The sequence below is a fragment of the Xanthomonas translucens pv. undulosa genome, from assembly GCF_017301775.1.
GTDB lineage: Bacteria > Pseudomonadota > Gammaproteobacteria > Xanthomonadales > Xanthomonadaceae > Xanthomonas_A > Xanthomonas_A translucens.
Window position 1 is genome coordinate 449,275 of sequence record NZ_CP063993.1, and the last position, 18,923, is coordinate 468,197.

15 protein-coding genes and 1 other RNA gene are annotated in these 18,923 nt (G+C 66.9%); 5 read left to right on the forward strand and 11 right to left on the reverse strand.

Annotated elements, in window-relative coordinates; all coding sequences use genetic code 11:
• Positions 1-109: 109 nt before the first annotated feature.
• On the forward strand, positions 110-322 hold the full coding sequence (locus ISN38_RS01715; protein WP_003468029.1) for a hypothetical protein: 213 nt from the start codon (positions 110-112) through the stop codon (positions 320-322).
• 359 nt (positions 323-681) lie between these two features.
• On the opposite strand, the gene ISN38_RS01720 is transcribed toward ISN38_RS01715, so the two are convergent.
• The 6 genes from ISN38_RS01720 to hrcA form a co-directional block, all read right to left on the reverse strand.
• Positions 682-1,794, reverse strand: a complete 1,113-nt coding sequence (locus tag ISN38_RS01720; protein WP_058361299.1) for a prephenate dehydrogenase — start codon at positions 1,792-1,794, stop codon at positions 682-684.
• Complete coding sequence (gene pdxY / locus ISN38_RS01725) at positions 1,791-2,699, reverse strand: pyridoxal kinase (RefSeq protein WP_058361298.1); 909 nt, start codon at positions 2,697-2,699, stop codon at positions 1,791-1,793. Before pdxY ends, ISN38_RS01720 begins: the two co-directional genes overlap by 4 nt.
• 360 nt (positions 2,700-3,059) lie before the next feature.
• Positions 3,060-4,196, reverse strand: a complete 1,137-nt coding sequence (dnaJ, locus tag ISN38_RS01730; RefSeq protein WP_047324842.1) for a molecular chaperone DnaJ — start codon at positions 4,194-4,196, stop codon at positions 3,060-3,062.
• A 171-nt stretch (positions 4,197-4,367) separates the two neighbouring features.
• The gene (gene dnaK / locus ISN38_RS01735; protein ID WP_003468012.1) at positions 4,368-6,284 is read right to left on the reverse strand and encodes a molecular chaperone DnaK; all 1,917 of its coding nucleotides are present in this window, start codon (positions 6,282-6,284) and stop codon (positions 4,368-4,370) included.
• Positions 6,285-6,433: 149 nt separating this feature from the next.
• On the reverse strand, positions 6,434-6,955 hold the full coding sequence (grpE, locus tag ISN38_RS01740; protein ID WP_047324841.1) for a nucleotide exchange factor GrpE: 522 nt from the start codon (positions 6,953-6,955) through the stop codon (positions 6,434-6,436).
• A gap of 193 nt (positions 6,956-7,148) precedes the next feature.
• Positions 7,149-8,207 (reverse strand): heat-inducible transcriptional repressor HrcA, encoded by a 1,059-nt coding sequence (hrcA, locus tag ISN38_RS01745; protein ID WP_058361297.1) that lies wholly within the window; start codon positions 8,205-8,207, stop codon positions 7,149-7,151.
• 112 nt (positions 8,208-8,319) lie between these two features.
• Here hrcA and recN point away from each other — a divergent pair, with 112 nt between their 5' ends.
• Positions 8,320-9,987: a DNA repair protein RecN gene (gene recN, locus ISN38_RS01750; protein ID WP_058360411.1), complete on the forward strand. Its 1,668-nt coding sequence runs from the start codon at positions 8,320-8,322 to the stop codon at positions 9,985-9,987.
• Positions 9,988-10,475: 488 nt separating this feature from the next.
• Here recN and fur read toward each other — a convergent pair whose 3' ends face one another.
• A complete protein-coding gene (fur, locus tag ISN38_RS01755; protein WP_003467994.1) occupies positions 10,476-10,898 on the reverse strand; it encodes a ferric iron uptake transcriptional regulator in 423 nt (140 codons plus the stop codon).
• 103 nt (positions 10,899-11,001) lie between these two features.
• Here fur and ISN38_RS01760 point away from each other — a divergent pair, with 103 nt between their 5' ends.
• Positions 11,002-11,400: an outer membrane protein assembly factor BamE gene (locus ISN38_RS01760; RefSeq protein WP_003467992.1), complete on the forward strand. Its 399-nt coding sequence runs from the start codon at positions 11,002-11,004 to the stop codon at positions 11,398-11,400.
• A 30-nt stretch (positions 11,401-11,430) separates the two neighbouring features.
• On the opposite strand, the gene ISN38_RS01765 is transcribed toward ISN38_RS01760, so the two are convergent.
• Positions 11,431-11,694 carry an RnfH family protein gene (locus ISN38_RS01765; protein WP_003467990.1) on the reverse strand — a complete coding sequence of 88 codons (264 nt, stop codon included), beginning with the start codon at positions 11,692-11,694 and terminating at the stop codon, positions 11,431-11,433.
• Positions 11,691-12,122 (reverse strand): type II toxin-antitoxin system RatA family toxin, encoded by a 432-nt coding sequence (locus tag ISN38_RS01770; RefSeq protein ID WP_003467986.1) that lies wholly within the window; start codon positions 12,120-12,122, stop codon positions 11,691-11,693. The genes ISN38_RS01765 and ISN38_RS01770 overlap by 4 nt, the downstream gene beginning before the upstream one ends.
• Before the next feature lie 60 nt (positions 12,123-12,182).
• On the opposite strand from ISN38_RS01770, the gene smpB reads away from it, so the two are divergent.
• Positions 12,183-12,686, forward strand: coding sequence for an SsrA-binding protein SmpB (smpB, locus tag ISN38_RS01775; protein WP_003467984.1), 504 nt, complete (start codon positions 12,183-12,185; stop codon positions 12,684-12,686).
• Between the two features lie 362 nt (positions 12,687-13,048).
• On the opposite strand, the gene ISN38_RS01780 is transcribed toward smpB, so the two are convergent.
• Positions 13,049-15,454, reverse strand: coding sequence for a S8 family peptidase (locus ISN38_RS01780; RefSeq protein ID WP_003467982.1), 2,406 nt, complete (start codon positions 15,452-15,454; stop codon positions 13,049-13,051).
• A gap of 507 nt (positions 15,455-15,961) precedes the next feature.
• Here ISN38_RS01780 and ssrA point away from each other — a divergent pair.
• Positions 15,962-16,313: a transfer-messenger RNA gene (ssrA, locus tag ISN38_RS01785) on the forward strand.
• Between the two features lie 533 nt (positions 16,314-16,846).
• Here the strand turns inward: ssrA and xopL are convergent.
• Complete coding sequence (xopL, locus tag ISN38_RS01790) at positions 16,847-18,739, reverse strand: type III secretion system leucine-rich repeat domain-containing effector XopL (RefSeq protein ID WP_206712035.1); 1,893 nt, start codon at positions 18,737-18,739, stop codon at positions 16,847-16,849.
• Positions 18,740-18,923 lie beyond the last annotated feature (184 nt).

Here is an 18,923-nt window from a genome sequence, read left to right on the forward strand (position 1 = left end):
GGCGGGACTACGGTCCCGCTGCGCCCCACGCAACCGCTGCGGCGCAAGGCGCCGGCAGCGTTTCCGGCGCAATCCGGTTCGATGAATCGCCTTCGACAGGAGACACGTCATGTCCTTTCGCCAACTGCCCGCCCTCGGCCCCGACGGCGAGGCCTATCTGATCACCGAGTTCCAGGACGAAACCCAACGCCAGCAGCAGGCGCAGCACGACGCGCCGTCAAGGCCAACGCTGCGCTACGAACTGGCCGATGGCCGCAAGCTGATCCGCCGCGGCCAGCAGTTCACCAGCACCGGCGGCGAACTGACCCTGACCGCGGCGTGAGTGCGTGCACTGCCGCGCGGCGACGAGCGGTGGTGCGATAGCTCCGCCTGCTGCGCAATGCGCGCGGCGAGCCAGTGATTAATTATTGACCAAGCCTCTTGACACGCCCACTCAGCAAGGCGTGCAGACACTTATCCACATGTTTGCGCGCATTCCGTCCACACTGCCTGTGGATGAAGTGCGACGGCGGCAACCGGATGTACCTGCCTCCTTGTAGGAGCGGCTTCAGCCGCGACAGGCAGTACCGATCACGCGATTGCTTGTGGTCGGTGCGCAGCATGTTGCGCATGCATATCCGTGTCCAGATAGACCCGGTCGCGGCTGAAGCCGCTCCTACAGGGTTGGCTGTCTGCGTAGGACTAGCGCGGCAACACCCGGCCGATGCCGCTGGCGTCGATCTCCGCCGCTGCCGCGTCCAATGCCATCGCCACCGTGGCCGGATCGAAACCGATGCGGAAATGCAGCTCGCCGGCCGGCGTGCGCGAGGAATGGATCGATGCCAGGCTGACGCCGTGGCGCTCGAACACGTACAGCAAGCTGCGTAGCGATCCGGCGCGGTCTTCGGGCAGATAAACGCTGAGGGCCAGCTGTTCGGTCAGATCGGCGAGCAGATAACCGACCCGTTCGTAGCTGTAGTTGCCATGCGCGATCGCCGCCTCGCCCAGTGCCTGGCGGTTGGCGTCGAGGAACTCGGCGCGGAACTGCGCGCGCGCCGCATCGTCGCCGCAGCCGACCTGCGCGCGCAGCCGCGCCAGCTGCGCGATCAAGCCATCGAGCACGCCGCCGACATGCGGGTTGCCGAACTGGATGTCTTCGTAGATCGCCGGATTCAAGGCCAGGATGCGCGCGATGATCGCGGTGTCCAGTTCGAACGAGGCCGAGCGATACGGCATCAGCGCCTCCAGCGGTCCGAGCGTCGGCGCATGCGCGCGCAGCACGCCGGCCTGGGCCAGATGGCTGGCGTGCACCATCGCCTGCACCAAGGCCATCACCTGGTCGTGGTGGTCGGGCGTGCTGCGCACGCATTCGGCTTCCAGCGCCGTGCACAGCTGTTGCAGCCACGCGCTCCAACGGGACAGGCGCGCTTCGCAGACCACCAGCACGCGGCCCTTGAGCGTGGGCGACTTCGGCGGCGCGGTCATCGGATGCAGGCCGGCCACCTCGGCCTGCGAGGCCAGCATCGCCGCCACCGGCTCGCGCTTGACCGAGGTCACGTCCAGCCACAGCTGATCGCGTTCGCGCCCGGCGGCGCGGCGCACGTAGTCGCCGATCAGCGCCGGCGTGTGCCGGATCGGCGCGGAAAAGATCAGCACCTGCGCGCGCTGCAGCAAGGCGTCCGGATCCAGCGATTGCGGATCGGCCGGATCGTGGCCGACCACCTCCAGCTGCATGCGTTCGCGGAAGAACCGGCTCAGCCAGCGGCCATAGGCGCCGGCACTGCCGACGATGCCGACGACCGGGCGCAGGCTCACGCCAGGCGCTCGGCGGCGAAGCGCACCGGCGTGGCCAGCGCCGCCGGTGCGGCGGCGAGCACGTCCAGTTCCTCGTAGCCGCTGGCCAGGGTCGCTTCCAGCGCCGCATGCACGCCGGCGATGGCACGGCCGATCGCCAGCTCGAACGCGTCGCCGCGCAACAGGAACGCGACCAGCAACACCATCAGCACGTCGCCGGTGCCGGCCACGTCCACCGGCAACAGCGGCGAACACCAGCGGTAGACCGCCTCACGGCTCACCGCCAGGGTCACCAACTGGCCCGCATCGCCGCTGACGCTGTGCGCCAGCACCCACTGCGGCCCACGCGCCAGCAACACGCGCGCCGCGGCGATGGCATCGTCCTGGGCCAGTGCCGGCAGGCCAGTCAGGCAGCCGAGTTCGAACGCATTCGGCGTGACCAGCCAGGCATGCGGCAGCAAGCGTTCGGCGAACACGCGTTCCAGCCCCGGCTCGACGTAGGGCCCGGTATGCGTATCGCCGATCACCGGATCCAGGCAGTAGCGCAGCGCCGGGCACTGCGGCAGCGTGGTGTCGAGCCAGTCGGCGAACGCCGTGCCGTTACCGACGCTGCCGAAATAGCCGGACACCAGCATCCGCGCGCGCTGCGGCAGGCCACGCTCGCTGGCACCGAGCAAGAGATCGGCGAACCAGTCCGCCGGCAGCACCTTGCCGCGCAGCGTGGCGTAGAACGGCGCATTGCTCAGCAAGGTGGTCGGGATCTCGGCCACGCGCAGGCCCAGCGCACGCAGCGGCGGCACCGCCGCGCTGTTGCCGGCATGGCCGTAGACCAGTTGCGACTGCACGGAAATGACATCGACCGGAACCGGCCCATCGGGGCGCTGGCGACGGCCGTGGATCAGATGGCTTTCGGCGGGTGCGTTCATCGCCGTAGTTTAAAGGACTCGGGACTCGGGACTCGGGACTCGGGACTCGGGACTCGGGACTCGGGACTCGGGACTCGGGACTCGGGACTCGGGACTCGGGACTCCAGGATGGTGTCCCGGGGTAAATCGATGTCAAGCGATTTGATAAAAAAGTGCCGCTTTTTTTAAAGAAAAAGCGGCACTTTTTTGCGGCTCCGGCGAACCGTTTTTTTGTAGGAGGGGCTTCAGCCCCGACGCCTTATCGGTAACGCGTCGGGGCTGAAGCCCCTCCTACAGAAAAGCGCGGAAGCTGCGAACTTGCGAAAATCCCGAGCCCCGAGCCCCGAGCCCCGAGCCCCGAGCCCCGAGCCCCGAGCCCCGTCAAGACGTCATCCGGTCCCAGAACCCCTTGACCCCGTCGATGAAGGTCGCCGACTTCGGCGAATGCTTGCGCGCGTCCTCGCCGTTGAAAGTGGATTCGAACTGCTCCAGCAGCTTGCGCTGGTCGGCGGTGAGGTTGACTGGGGTTTCCACCACCACGCGGCAATACAGATCGCCTTCGCTGCGGCTGCGCACCGAGCGCACGCCCTTGCCACGCAACCGGAACAGCTTGCCGGTCTGGGTTTCGGCGGGAATGCGGATCTCCGCCTCGCCGCCCAGGGTGGCCACGCGCACGGTGTCGCCGAGCGCGGCCTGGGAGATGCGGATCGGCACTTCGCAGTGCAGGTCGTCGCCGTCGCGCTGGAAGATCGCGTGCTCGCGCACCCGCACTTCCACGTACAGGTCGCCAGGCGGGGTGCCGGCCGGACCAGCCTCGCCTTCGCCGGACAGGCGGATGCGGTCGCCGTTGTCCACGCCGGGCGGAATCTTCACAGACAGCACCTTGGTTTCCTCGACGCGGCCGGCGCCGTGGCAAGTGCCGCAAGGGTTCTGCACGATCTGACCGCGCCCGCCGCAATGCGGGCAGCTCTGCTGCATCGCAAAGATGCCGCGCTGGATCCGCACCTGGCCGCGGCCCTGGCAGGTGCTGCAGGTCTCGACCTTGCCGTCTTCCGAACCGCTGCCGTGACAGTGCTCGCATTCGCCCAGGGTCGGGATGTCGATGCGGCGCTCGGTCCCGGCCACCGCTTCTTCCAGGTCCAGTTCCAGCACGTAGCCGATGTCGGCGCCGCGCCGCGCCGCACGGGCGCCGCCGCCGGCACCGCCGAAGATGTTGCCGAAGATGTCGCCGAAGATGTCGCCCATGTCCGGGCCGCCAGGACCGCCACCGCCGCCCATGCCGCCCATGCCGTGCTCGAACGCGGCATGGCCATGCGCGTCGTACATGCGCCGCTTGTTGCCGTCGGACAGGACCTCGTAGGCCTCCTTGCACTCCTTGAACGCGGCCTCGGCGGCATGGTCGCCCGGATTGCGATCGGGGTGGTGCTTCATCGCGCAACGGCGATAGGCCTTCTTGAGCTCGTCTTCGCTGACGGTACGGGCCACGCCAAGCACTTCGTAGTAGTCGCGTTTGCTCATAGATCGGGACTCGGGACTCGGGACTCGGGACCCGGCAGGAAGGGGAAGTGATTCAAAGCTGCTACTCCAGGCGATAACGGCAGGACCGGAAAAAAATGGCAGGACCGGAAACCATCGGGACCCGGCAAGTCGCCTTGCCGAGTCCCGGGTCCCGAGCCCCGAGTCCCGGTCTTACTTCTTGTCGTCCTTGACCTCGGTGAACTCGGCGTCGACCACGTCGTCGCCGGCGGCCTGCGCGCCACCCGGGGCAGCACCCGGCTGCTGTTCGCCGGCGGCCGCAGCCGCGTACAGCGACTGGCCCGCTTCTTCCAGCGCCTTGGTCTTGGCCTCGATCTGGCCCTTGTCGTCGCCCTTCATCGCCGTTTCCAGGTCCGCCAGCGCCGACTCAACCTTGCCGATCACGTCGCCGCCGACCTTGCTGCCGTGCTCGGTGATCGCGCTGCGGGTGGCGTGGATCAGGCCGTCGGCCTGATTGCGCGCCTGCACCAGCTCGTGGAACTTCTTGTCTTCCTCGCGGTTGGCTTCCGCGTCGGCGACCATCCGCTGGATCTCGTCGTCCGACAGGCCGGAGCCGGCCTTGATCTCGACCTTCTGTTCCTTGTTGGTCTTCTTGTCCTTGGCCGACACGTGCAGGATGCCGTTGGCGTCGATGTCGAAGGACACCTCCACCTGCGGCAGGCCGCGCGGCGCCGGCTCGATCCCGGACAGGTCGAACTTGGCCAGCGACTTGTTATAGCGGGCCTGCTCGCGCTCGCCCTGCAGCACGTGCACGGTGACCGCGGACTGGTTGTCTTCGGCGGTTGAAAAGGTCTGCGAGGCCTTGGTCGGGATCGTGGTGTTCTTCTCGATGATCTTGGTGAACACGCCGCCCAGGGTCTCGATGCCCAGGCTCAGCGGGGTCACGTCGAGCAGCAGCACGTCCTTGACGTCGCCGGCCAGCACGCCGCCCTGGATCGCCGCGCCCAGCGCCACGGCCTCATCGGGGTTGACGTCCTTGCGCGGTTCCTTGCCGAAGAACTCGGACACCGCCTGCTGCACCTTCGGCATGCGGGTCTGGCCGCCGACCAGGATCACCTCGGTCACGTCGCTGGCGCGCAGGCCGGCGTCGTTGAGCGCGGTGCGGCACGGCTCGATGGTGCGCTTGACCAGGTCCTCGACCAGCGCCTCGAGCTTGGCCCGGGTCAGCTTGATGTTGAGGTGCTTAGGACCCGACGCGTCGGCGGTGACGTACGGCAGGTTGACTTCGGTCTGCTGCGAGGACGACAGCTCGATCTTGGCGCGCTCGGCCGCATCCTTCAGGCGCTGCAGCGCCAGCGGATCCTTGCGCAGGTCGATGCCCTGGTCCTTGTTGAATTCCTCGACCAGGTAGTCGATGACGCGCTTGTCGAAGTCTTCGCCGCCCAGGAAGGTGTCGCCGTTGGTGGCCAGCACTTCGAACTGCTTCTCGCCGTCGACGTTGGCGATCTCGATGATCGACACGTCGAAGGTGCCGCCGCCCAGGTCGTATACCGCGATCTTGCGGTCGCCGCCCTGGCCCTTGTCCAGGCCGTAGGCCAGCGCCGCGGCGGTGGGCTCGTTGATGATGCGCTTGACGTCAAGGCCGGCGATGCGGCCGGCGTCCTTGGTCGCCTGGCGCTGGCTGTCGTTGAAGTACGCCGGCACGGTGATAACCGCCTCGGTGACGGTCTCGCCCAGGAACGCCTCGGCGGTCTTCTTCATCTTCTCCAGCACCTGCGCGGAGATTTCCTGCGAGGCCAGCTTGCGGCCGTCGGCGGTGGCCACCCAGGCGTCGCCGTTGTCGTGCTGGACGATGCCGTACGGCACCAGGCCGATGTCCTTCTGCACTTCGGCGTCGGTGAACTTGCGGCCGATCAGGCGCTTCACCGCGTAGAAGGTGTTCTTCGGATTGGTGACCGCCTGGCGCTTGGCCGAGGCGCCCACCAGCACTTCGCCGTCCTTGGTGTAAGCGACGATCGAGGGCGTTGTGCGGTCACCCTCGGAATTTTCGATGACGCGGGCCTTGCCGCCGTCCATGATCGCCACGCACGAATTGGTCGTGCCCAGGTCGATACCGATGATCTTGCCCATTGGATGACTCCTGAAAATTTCTGGTGTCCGGCCGCTGCCGGGGTCTGGTTCGGATATAGGGATGGCCGCAGGTCATTCAAGCCATCACCGCAAATTAGCGTTGCGCCGCGGCAGCGCCCGATTCAGGCGCCGCGCACCGGCGGCACGCGTCAATCGTGCTTGGCCACCACCACGAGCGCCGGCCGCAGCAGGCGCTCGTTGAGCAGGTAGCCCTTCTGGAACACCTGGACCACATGGCCCGGGGCGATGCCGTCGGCCTCGGCCTGGCTGATCGCCTGGTGGTGCTCCGGGTTGAACGGCTGCCCGGTCGGGTCGAGCAGGGTCAGGCCGTTGTCGGCGGCGACCTTGAGCAGCTGCTTGTAGGTCAGCTCCAGGCCGTCGCGCAGCGGGCTGGGCTCGCTGCCCGCGGCGCTCAGGCCGGCGTCCAAGCTGTCGAACACCGGCAGTAGGTCGCCGAGCAGGCGCTCATTGGCGAACTTGCGCGCCTGCTCGACGTCGCGGGCGATGCGCTTGCGCTGGTTTTCCAGGTCGGCGCGCTCGCGCAGGGCGTCGGCCTTGACCAGCGCCAGCTCGCTGCGTAGCGTCTCGATCTCCGCCTGAAGCGGATCGGAGGCCGGCTGCTGTGCCTCGGAGAGGTGTTCAGAATCGAATTCGGGGTGATCTTGGTTCATTTCCGGTTCCCTGGCGGGAGATACACCCGCCCTACCGCACCACCTATGTGGGCGTGTGCGGCGGATTCAAGATGCTGTGTTGCGTGTTCGGGACTCGGGACCGGGAACTCGGGACCCGGGGGACACGCGGCCTGGGGATTGGCTGGCTGGCGGAAAGGCAGTGCCGACGCTGCCCTGTACGGGCGCGAAGCGGTCAGCGTTCGCTCGGTGGGGTCGGGTCCAGGGCCGCGCCGAGGACTTCGGCGGCGGTCTGCACCAGCGGGATCACCCGGTCGTAGTCCATGCGCTTGGGACCGATCACGCCCAGCACGCCCAGCACCTGGCCGCCGGCCATGTACGGCGCGGTGACCAGCGACACGCTCTCAAGCGGCACCACCCCGGTCTCCTCGCCGATGAAGATGCGCACCCCCGGCGCGCGGATAGTGCGCTCCAGCAGCTGCAGGATTTCGCGCTTGCTGGCGAAGATCTCGAACAGCTCGCGCAACCGCTCCAGGTCCGACAGGTCCTGCACCCCCATCAGCTTGGTCTGCCCGGCCAGCACCATGTCGTCGCCGACCGGGGCCAGCGCCTGCTCGGCCAGCTCCACGCTATGCGCCAGCAGCAGCTCCATCTCGTCGCGCGCATGGCGCAGGTCGCGCACCAGGCTGGCGCGGATGTCGGCCAGCGCGCGCCCGGCAAAATGCGCGTTCAGATAATTGGCCACCCGCTCCAGCTCGGCCGGCTCGTAGGCCTTGCGCGGTTCGATGACCCGGTTCTGCACCTCGTTGTCGGCGAACACCAGGATCGCCAGCACCCGGCGCGCGTCCAACGGCACGAAGTCGATGTGCCGGAACGCGAACTGCTCGCGCTTGGGGGCGCTGACCACGCCGACGAAATGGGTCATCGCCGACAGCAGCTCCGAGGCGCTGCCGAGCAGCGCCTGGGTGCCGGCGGCGTTGCTCATCTCCGCGCGCAGCCGCGCCACCTCGCCCTCGCCCGGCGGGCGCATCTGCACCAGGCTGTCGACGAACACCCGGTAGCCGGTGGCGGTGGGAATGCGCCCGGCCGAGGTGTGCGGCGAGCTGAGCAGACCGGCATCCTCCAGGTCGGCCAGGATGTTGCGGATCGTCGCCGGGCTCAGGTCCAGCCCGGCGTGGCGGGCCAGGGTCTGCGAGCCGACCGGCTCGCCGTCGCGGATATAGCGCGAGATCAGCGTGCGCAACAGCTGCCGGGCGCGTGGGTCGAGCGAGGAGTGGACCGGGTAGGCGCGCATGCAATCAATCCGTGAGACTGGACACTAGATAATGGCTGCATGCCGGCTTGGCAAGTGATTGGCCCACCTACGCGCGCGTGCTAGCGTTGCGCGGCCCCGGATTCCGACCCTCATGCTCACACATCTCTCGATCAAGGATTTCGCCGTCGTCCGCGGCACCGAACTGGAATTGGGCCCTGGCATGACCGTGGTGTCCGGCGAAACCGGCGCCGGCAAGTCGCTGATGGTGGACGCGCTCGGCTTCCTGTCCGGGCTGCGCGCCGACAGCGGCGTGGTCCGCCACGGTGCCGACCGCGCCGAACTGTCGGCAGAATTCGCCGTGCCCGAGGCCGCCCCGGCGCGCGCCTGGCTGCGCGAGAACGAACTCGACGACGACGACCAATGCCAGCTGCGCCGGGTGATCCGCGCCGACGGCGGCTCGCGCGCCTGGATCAACGGCCGCCCGGTGACCCTGTCGCAGCTGGCCGAACTGGCCGGCCACCTGGTCGAGATTCACGGCCAGCACGAACACCAGGCGCTGCTCTCGCGCGGCAGCCAGCTCGGCCTGCTCGACGCCTACGCCCGCAACGAGGCCGAACGCGCCGCGGTGCGCGCCGCTGCCGCGCGCTGGCAGGCGCTGCTGGCCGAGCGCGAAACGCTGCTGGCGCAGGGCGACGTGTCCGACCGGATCGGCTTCCTCGAGCACCAGCTGGCCGAGCTGCAGCGCGAGGACCTGGCGCCGGCGGCGATCGCCGCACTAGACGCCAACCATCGCCGCCAGGCCCATGCCGCGGCGCTGATCGGCGCCTGCGAAGGCGCGGCGCAGCGGCTCAACGGCGACGAGGCGCCGGCGGTGCTGGCCCTGCTGCAGCAGACCCGCCACGAGCTCGGCAAGGTCGGCGAGTACGAGCCGCGCCTGGCGGAGGTCGACGCGCTGATCGACAGCGCCACGATCCAGCTGGAAGAGGCGCTGGCGCTGGTGGACCGGGTGCGCGACGACCTCGACGCCGACCCGGCGCAGTTCGAGGACATGGAACGCAAGCTGGGCCGGCTGCACGACCTGGCACGCAAGCACCGGGTCACCCCGGACACGCTGGGCGAGCACCGCGACGCGCTGCTGGCCGAAGTCGAGGGCCTGCGCGGGGCCGGCGAACGGCTGGACGTGCTGGATGCGGAGATCGCCCGCGCCACCCAGGCCTGGCGCGAGGCTGCGGCCGCACTCAGCGGCACCCGCCAGCGCGGCGCGCAGGCGCTGTCGCGCGACACCACAGCATTGATCGGCGAGCTGGGCATGGGTGGCGGGCGCTTCGAGATCCAGCTCGAGCCGCACGAGGCCGAGCGCCCCGACCCGGCCGGCGCCGAGCGCGTCGAATTCCTGGTCGCGGCCAACGCCGGGCAGCCGCCGCGCGCGCTGCGCAAGGTCGCCTCCGGCGGCGAGCTGTCGCGCATCTCGCTGGCGATCGAGGTCGCCGCGCTGGGCCTGGACGCGGTGCCGACGATGGTGTTCGATGAAGTGGATTCGGGCATCGGCGGCGCGGTCGCCGACATCGTCGGCAAGAAGCTGCGCGCGCTCGGCGAGCAGCGCCAGGTGCTGTGCGTGACCCACTTGCCGCAGGTCGCGGCGCAGGGCCACGCCCACTACCGGGTCAGCAAGGCGCCGGTCGAGGGCATGACCCAGAGCTCGGTCGAACTGCTGGCGCCGCGCCAGCGCGAGGAAGAACTGGCGCGGATGCTGGGCGGGGTCGAGGTCAGCAAGGAAGCCCGCGCCGCGGCCAAGCGGCTGTTGCAGAGCGCTGGTTGAGGCGCTGTGCCGGGCTGCGCCGGGCTGGCGGGCTGCGCCTGGGGTTCGGTTCGACAATCGGAGCGCTACTGCGCGCATGTCGCTGGGTCGCCTCGAGCCATCAGGCGACTCGAGCCCTGTGATTCGAGCCGTCAGGCGATATGAAGCTGCAGGCTTCGGATGGTGTCGGGTCGGGGCTTAAGCCCCTACCAAAGTGCACCCAGCCGTTTCGTCGCGAGCCCCTGTAGGAGCGGTTTCAACCGCGACGAGCGGAGCCGTCCGACGAGCCGGAGGCGGAAGGCGTCGGGACTGAAGTCCCTCCCACAGTGCACCCAGCCGGCTCGCCGCAAGCCCCCTGTGGGAGCGACTTCAGTCGCGACGAACGGAGCCGGGAGATCAGTGACAGCTGGCAATCCGTAGAAACCGAAGCCACTGAGGCCCTTCCTCTCCCACGCGGTCCGCGGCGATGGCCCTGAGTCGCACGCGACCGCGCGCGTACGGGCGCCGGCTCAGCCCTTCTTGGCGCCCGGGCGCTTGCTGCGCACGTACAGCACCAGCGAATGCTCTTCCAGTTCGTAGCCATGCTCGGCGGCGATCTTGCGCTGCAGTTCCTCGATCTCGGCGCTCTCGAACTCGATGACGTTCCCGGTATCCACGTCCACCATGTGGTCGTGGTGGCCGCCACGGTCCAGCTCGTACACCGCCTGGCCGCCTTCGAAATTGTGCTTGAGCACCAGCCCGGCCGCCTCGAACTGGGTCAGTACCCGGTAGACCGTGGCCAGGCCGATCTCGTCGCCGTGGTCGAGCAGCTGGCGGTAGATCTCTTCGGCAGTCATGTGGTGACGCGCCGACTTCTGCTCAAGCAGCTCCAGGATGCGCATCCGGGGATGCGTGACCTTCAGGCCGACTTTGCGCAGATCGTGGGATTCCATGGTGGCTCCGTTCATAGCTGGTTTAACGCCAGCTGCCTCGGGGTGGGTCGCGGCGGTCGGCGGGAGTGTATCATCGACCCGATTTCCCTCAGTACTGTCCCCGATGCGCAATCTCTTGCTGGTCGCCGCTGTTGCCCTGTCCACCGCTGGCTGCGGAATCATCTACAAGCAGCCTATCTACCAAGGCAACCTGATCAAGCAGGCGGCCGTCGATCAGCTCAAGGTCGGCCAAAGCAAGCAGCAGGTCAACGCACTGCTCGGCACCCCGTCGATCCCGGATCCGTTCCATGCCCAGCGCTGGGACTACACCTCGACCGAGCGCCTCGACCGCCTGGGCAGGACCGAGATCAAGAATTTCGTCGTCTATTTCGACAACGACACGGTGACCCGCTGGGAAGGCGACTATTTCCCGGAGAACGATTCGGAGCTGGCCAAGAACAGCGTGCGCCAGTTCGGCCGCAACCTGGCCAAGGACAAGAAGAAACAGCGCCGCAGCGAGTAAGCGGGCGCAGTGGCGGCCGGTGCGGCGACGCTAGCGCGGTTTCGCGCGCCGCCGCCGGGCGTCCTTCGGATCGGCCAGCAATGGCCTGAGCAGTTCGACCCGGTCGCCGTCGTGCAACAGCTGGGTGGGTGCGACGACGCTGCCGTGGATCGCGCAAGGCATGCCCTGCTCGGCTTCGGCCAGTGCGGCCGCCGCCAGCGCATCGGCGACGGTGGCGCCTTCGGGTAACTGCAGCGTGCGCGCGACGAAGCGCTCCGGCCAGGCCAGCACCACCTCGACCCGCAGCCCGCTCATGCGTCTTCGCGGTCGGCCACGCGCACGAAATCATTGACCATGCGGTCGGCCAGGCTCTGGAACCCCAGCGCCAGCGCCGGTCCCAGCAGCCGCGAGGCCGGTTCGAAATCCAGCATCAGGCTGACCTTGCTGGCATGGTCGTTGAAACCATGGAACTCCCACTGCCCCTGCAGACGCTTGAACGGACCGTCGCGCAGCAGCATATCGATGCGGTCGGGGCGCTGCAGCCGGTTTTCAGTGGTGAACCAGGTCCGGAACGAGCCCAGGCCCAGGTCCAGCCGCGCCACCAAGTGCTGGTCGCTGTGTTCGAGCACATGCGCCGCATCGCACCAGGCGAAGCGGCGCGGGTAGGCGGCGACATCATTGACCAGATCGAACATGCGCGTTGCGGGGTGTTCGACCAGGGCGCTGCGGCGGATGATAGGCATTCGGTGCGGGGAAAGTGGACCAAGACGTTCGGGAGGCCCCGAATCGGAGACAATAGCAAGATGAGCAAGAAACCCGCCAAGGATAAAGCAAACGGCGCGACGGCCAACAAGACCATCGCGTTGAACAAGCGTGCGCGCCACGAATACCACCTGGAGGACCGCTACGAAGCCGGCCTGGCCCTGCAGGGCTGGGAGGTGAAGTCCATCCGCGCCGGCCGCGCCAACATCGGCGAGAGCTACGCGTTCGTGCGCCAGGGCGAACTGTTCCTGTTCGGCGCGCAGTTCACCCCGCTGATCCAGGCCTCCACCCATGTGGTCGCCGACGACCGCCGCACCCGCAAGCTGCTGTTGCACCGGAGCGAGATCGACAAGCTGATCGGCCGCGTCGAGCGCGACGGCTACACCCTGGTGCCCACCGCGATGTACTGGAGCAAAAACAAGATCAAGCTCGAGATCGCGCTTGCCAAGGGCAAGCAGGACCACGACAAGCGCGACGCCGCCAAGGACCGCGACTGGGCCCGCGACAAGCAGCGGATCATGCGGCGGCACAACAAGAACGCGTGAGGCCGGGATCTCGGGACTCGGGACTCGGGACTCGGGACTCGGGACTCGGGACTCGGGACTCGGGACTCGGGACTCGGGACTCGGGACTCGGGACTCGGGACTCGGGACTCGGGACTCGGGACGGCAGGATGATGTCCCGGGGTAAATCGATGTCAAGCGCTTTGATGCAAAAAGGGCCGATTTTTTTAAAAAAAGCGGCTTTTTTTGCAGCTCCGGCGCAGCCGCTTTTTTTTGTAGGAGGGGCTTCAGCCCCGACGCTTTACCGGTAACGCGTCGGGGCTGAAGCCTCTCCTACAGAAAAGCAGAAATGCGGCGAACTTGCGAAAATCCCGAGTCCCGAGTCCCGAGCCCCAGCAACACCCTCACGCCGCCCCCAGCATCCGCATCAGACTCGGCAAGCCCTGCCCCTGCATGTACGGATCGCGTTGCAGGTCCAGGCACTGGTCGAGCAGTAATTGCTTGACCCGGTCCGGGAAGCCGATGAACTCGCGGCGCACCGACAGGAACGCGGCGATCAGCCCGGACACGTGCGCGGCCGCCATACTGGTGCCGCTCATCTCCACCATCCAGGTGCCGGGGTCGTCGGCGGCGTAGCGGTGATGGGCCGAGACGATCTTCTCCCCCGGCGCCACCAGGTCCGGCTTGTGCCGGCCGTCGGCGGTCGGCCCGCGCGAGGAGAAATACGACACGCCATAGCTGTGCGGGCTGCTCTTGTGCACCGAGCCCACCGCCAGCGCTTCCTCCAGATTGGCCGGATCGCCGATGCTCAGGTCCAGGTTCAACGGATAGGCCTGCCCGTCGTTCTGCACCAGCCAGGCCAGGCCGTCGTTGCCGGCCGCGATGACCACCACCACACCCTGCCGCCATAGCCGGCGCAGTTCGTTGCACAGCGGGGTGAAGCCGCAGCCGTAGCTCTCCGCGTCGAAGTAGCCGCCCAGGCTCAGGTTGACCCCATGGATGACCAGCTCGCCGGCGCGTTCGTTGATCTCGGCGACCTGCTGCACACCCTTGATGATCCACGAATCGCGGCCGTTGCCGTCGTCGTCCAGCACCTTCAGCCCGTACAGCCGCGCCTGCGGCGCCATGCCGGCGAAGCGCAGCGGCGTGGCCGGCGCCCCCCCGGGCAACGGCGCCTCGCACTGCCCGGCGATGATCCCGGCCACGTGGGTGCCATGGCCGTTGCCATCCAGCGCGGCGAAGCCGTCACCGTCGCGGCGGCGCAGTTCGCGCGCGCGACCGCGCTGTGTGCAGTCCCATTGCACCAGCACCGTTTCGGCCAGACCGGGCTGCTGGAAATGCGGATGCGCCGCGGCGATGCCGCTGTCCAGCACCGCCCAGCCGATGCCGGCGCCGAGCGCACGGTACGCCACCTGCGCCGCGTCGGCCTGCACGGTGCTGCGCGACTGGTAGATCAGCGCGCGCTTGCCGGCATCGCGCCACAGCCGTTTCAGGCTCAGGCCGCGACAGCGATCGCGCAGGCTTTCGATCTCGAACCGGGTCAGGCGCGCCGACACGTAGCGCTGCAGCGTGTCCTCCAGCGCGATCGCCGCGTCCAGCGCGTCGCCCTTCAAACCGGTGGAAGCCTGGGTCAACGCGCGCAGCGCCGCGACCAGATCGCGCTTCAACTGCGCCGGCGCGCGGTCGCCCGGCAGGCGGTCCAGCTCGATCAGCACCTCGTGCCGATAGTCCGGCGCGCGCGCCTCCAACTGATCGGACAAGTCCTTGATCAGCACCGGATGCGCGATCGGCTGGTCGAAACCGACCCCCACCGCGCGCCGCAGCTCGGCGCGGACCTCGGGGATGGACAGATAGCCGGAAGCGGAATGCGGGTTGCGCTGCCAATCCGGATTGATCCGCGACCCGGCGATGGTGTGGAAACGCCCCTGCGCATCGGCGATGTCGTCGCTCAGGTCGTCGTCCAGCGCCACCGGATCGCGCCGCTCGGTGACGTTGACCCAACGCTTCACGCAAGCCGGAAACGGCAGCTTCGGCGTGCCGGTCCACTGCGTGAACATGCTGCGCACCACCGGCAGGCCCAGCGGCGAGCCCAGGGTCAGCAACAGCGACACCTCGCAGCCCTCGGCCTTGAATTCGCGCAGCACGTCGTAGGCGATCAGCGAGCCCTGGCTGTGCGCGACCACCACGAACGGACCGCCACCGGCGCGCAGGCGCTGCAGCAGGCTCTCGCGCATCTGCTCGCGCCGCGCCGGCACGAAGAAGAAATCGTGCACGTCCTGCAGCAGCGCCGCGGAGATCAGCTTCAGCAGCATCCGGTTCAGCACGTCGATCGGCCCCTGCGCGTGCAGGCCGGCAGCCTCCGGCGCGGCGGCCTGCACCTCATCCAGCAACTGCTGCAGACACGCACGCTCCGCGTCGCTGCCGGCCAGCGCATCGGCCAGTTGGCGCAGATCGGCCAGCTGCGGCACCACGCCCAACGCGCCGAGCACCCGCTGCTCGGCCTGGTTCAGCGCCGGGCCGCGGTCCTGGTCCTGGCAACCGCCCGTCTCCGGCGACGGATAGCGCTCGCGGCTGACCCAGTAGGCCATGCGCGTGCGCTCGCCCATCTCGCGACCGAACAGGGCGCGGTCCCACTGGCAGCGCAACACCTCGGCCGGCGGCTTGTTGCCAATACCATGCAGGTAGACGACCGTGCGCGCCGGCCCCTGCGCCAACGAGCCTTCGCCGGTGGCCTTGGGCAGGGTCGCGCGCGCAGGCGCCCGCGCGCGCGTGGCGCTGGCGGTGGCTGCGTCGCGATGAGAGGACGGCACGCGCCTGGGGGAAGCTTCCGGCTTGGCTGTCCCGGGCTTGGCTGTCTCGGACCTTGCTGTCTTGGACTTGGTCGCTTTGGGCGCGTCTGTCCTGGGTTTGTCGCCAGCCACTGTTTTCGCCGCGATGCGCCGCGTTGGCTTGCTCGGCCGCGCGGCTGCCGTTTCCGCGGTTTTCGCCTGGGCCGGCTGCGCAACCGCCTTCTTCGGCTTGGCCTGCTTCGCCGCAGCGGTCCGCCGCGCGGGCGGCGCCCGGCCGGCGTGCGCTGCTGCTTCAGGCGGTTTTGGCGCTGCCGTCGCGGCCGCGGCCGCTCGCTTCTGCGCCCGTCCGCCGGCGCGCGCACGCTGTTGCCTGGTTGCCATAGCGGTGCTCCATGCCTGGGGAGATCCGTCGGCACTGCCGGTAGCGGCCGCGCCGAGTGAAGCCAGCTTAAGCCGCCTTTGCCGCAAGGCTTGTGACTGCCCTCCCCGATCCCTACACTGTACCCGTCAGCGTTTTACGTTTTCCCCGGGGGTGCACTGGTTTCGACGGGGGTTGCAAAATCGCTTGGCGCATGCCGAGGGGGCCGCTTTCCTCGTAAATCCAGCAGCAAACTTATAGTTGCCAACGACGACAACTACGCACTGGCCGCTTAAGGCCTAGCCCCGAAATCGCTTGTGTCCGTGCTCGCGACGTAGGGTCATTATCACGGAATCGCCGGTGGTGGCTGCCTGTCAGCCATTGGCTAAATGAAGCAGGCTGGTCCCGGGATGCGCTCCGCACATCGTGCTGTTCCGGGATGAGATCCAACGATGAGCTAAGCATGTAGTGCCGGGGATGGAGTGCCTTCGGACGGCGGTTCGATTCCGCCCACCTCCACCATTCTCACCTGCAAAGCCAGCCTAAGCCGCTTGATTTTGCAAGGTTTATTGGTGATTCACGAGCCTCAAACGATACCCCTTCCAGGTATCGTTTGAGGTATCGTTTTGTATGAAGCGCACCAGTGGTGCTGCATGCCAGCGTTATTCTGCGCGCTGACTGCCCCCATTGACAGGTTACCGCTTGCTCATCCGCGCCCTGCACGGCCGGGGGCGACGCCGCCCAGGGCTGGACTGGCTTGCTTGCGTCGGCCGGAAGACGCTGGACACTAGTGGCGGTCGTGATGCGACCGAGGCGCCTGCTACTGGGTGGGTCAACGTGGTGTTCGGCAATCTCACACGTGCGATCGGCAGCGTGCTGCACGCCATCGCGCATCGCGCGAGGCGAATACGCAAGGCGTCTCTGCCAGGCGCCGCCTAGCGTTGCAAGCGCAGATCACATTTGCGCGGACTGCTTCCAGGACTTGCCACTGTCATGATGCGATGCAGGACTGACCGGAGCCGGATACAGCGCTCAATCGGTTTTGTTGGCAGCTCTCAATCATTTACAGAATCTTCGCGCGCTTCGTCCGGGATATGAAGCGCTATCTCGGGAAAGTGTTCGCGGTCTCTCGGATCTTCAAGAACCAGCATTTCGCGCACCTTCCACATCTGCACCGCTTTAGACAGATTGACTGCATTGATCTTGCTATCACAACGAAATATATTTTTATTATTCTCGTCACGGATGCCAAGATGTGAATTCTTCAGCGCCAGCCAATCGTTCGTAGCGGCCAGATAATCGCCTTGCGCTTCGGCACCGCTGCGGATAGGTGCACTTTCGCGCAACCTTTGCGCCATTCCATCCAATTTCTCGATAAATTCATTGGTTTTGCTTTCACTGAGCATCATGGCGATTGAGGATACCTCACCAAGCATGGTGGGAGTTCCAGGGCAGCGCTTTTCCGGAATGAAAAACGGAGCGTCCGCAACGAAGGGATTTCTTTCCTCCATCACCAGATGCAGCAGGGCGTACGCGGTGTCATCGATCCTCTTGTGCGCTTGCTGTTGCGTTTCACTGCTGCTGGACGTCGCGGCAGAAGAAGATGCACCCGTGGCCTCCTGGGCAGCCCTGGCAGCCCGGGCAGCCCGGGCAGCCTGGGCCACCCGAGCTGCCCAGGCCGCCAGGGCAGAAGTCGGCTCGGAGCGGATAGAGAGGATTCGGTCGAGTTCATGTTGCAGACGTGGTGAAACTAGGATCGTGCAATCCGCAGGTAGCCGAAAAATACTGACAGGCAGCCTTTGCAGATTGTCGCAGCCGCGCAGGTCGAGCTTCTGAAGTTGCGACAGTTTATGTATATCACGTGGCAACGAGCGCAGATTGCTACAGTCTCTCAGAATGATTTTCTTCAGCGGCGCTCGCGCTTGTGAAATAAGCGGGTATTCGCGCAACTCCGTGCAGCCACTCAGATCCAGTTGCTCCAGCTTGGGCAGGCCATGAATGCTGCTGTCGAGTTCGGCAAGTGGTGAATTGGCAATCTTTATTTCCTTCAACTCTTTCAAGCGTCGGAGGGACGGCGGGAGCGAGCGGATCCCGGTGTTCGACAGTTCAAGCTTCTGCAAGTTGACCAATCCTTCGCGCTCGCCGGATGCATTGCGGATCGCAAGATCCTCGGGGAGTTCGGACAATTCAGGGCAGGAGAGGACGGAGAGCGCTCGCAACTCCTTTAGCCTGGAGATGGACGCAGGCAGCGCGCTGATCGGATTTGCATCTAACTTCAATGTCCGCAGGCTGGTCAGGTCGCCGATGGACTCGGGAAGTTCCATCAGGCCAGTTCCTCTGATCGTCATATTTTGAAGATGCGAAAAGCGGAACGTCTGCTCCGGGAGCCGTGGCAGCGGGAGATATTCGATATCCAATGAGGTGACGTTGGGAGACGTTGCACGTGCCAGCATCCTTGCAGTGGCTTGTAGCGCGACGCGGGGATGGGACTCGATTCTATTTCTATGTGCCGGCGCGTAGATGGAGCTCGAGGCGCCTAACCAACTGGAGCTTTCAGCCTCGCATTGCTGGCGCCACTGCGATAGCACGCGCTCGTAAGATTGAATCGGTTCGCTGCGTTGCCGGAGCGGCTGGCGCTGCAGCGCTTGCGCAGGCGAAGGTGTCGCCAGGACGAGCGGAGAAGGTGCCGCCGCCGCTTGCATCGGATGGTGGAGCGCATCCGGGGTGGGTTGCTGGCCGGGCGCATCGCTGCGCCGCGATGGCGTTGACGGATGGCGCGCGCGCTGACGAGGAAAACGTCTGAACAGGCCGCTGAGCAGGCCAGAACTGGGTTGCGTTGCGCCAAGCGGCCGCGGCCGCTCGCCCGGTGCTGCGCTCGTACTCGATTCGGCGTGCTGCGGAATTTCCGCTGGCGTTTCTGGCGCGCGCACGCGGTTGATGCGTGGCATGGCAGTCCTCGTTCGCTGCATGGCGTATGCACAGCATGATCGATCTGAAGCGCAGCGGATAACGGGTTCGGGGCGAAACCCTGATCGGTGGGGCGAAGTCTAGGTGGGTGCGATGGTCGCCTGAATCCAAGGCCCACGCACAGAACCCGATCTTCCCCAAGCATCCGGGCAATTCGGTTTTTTC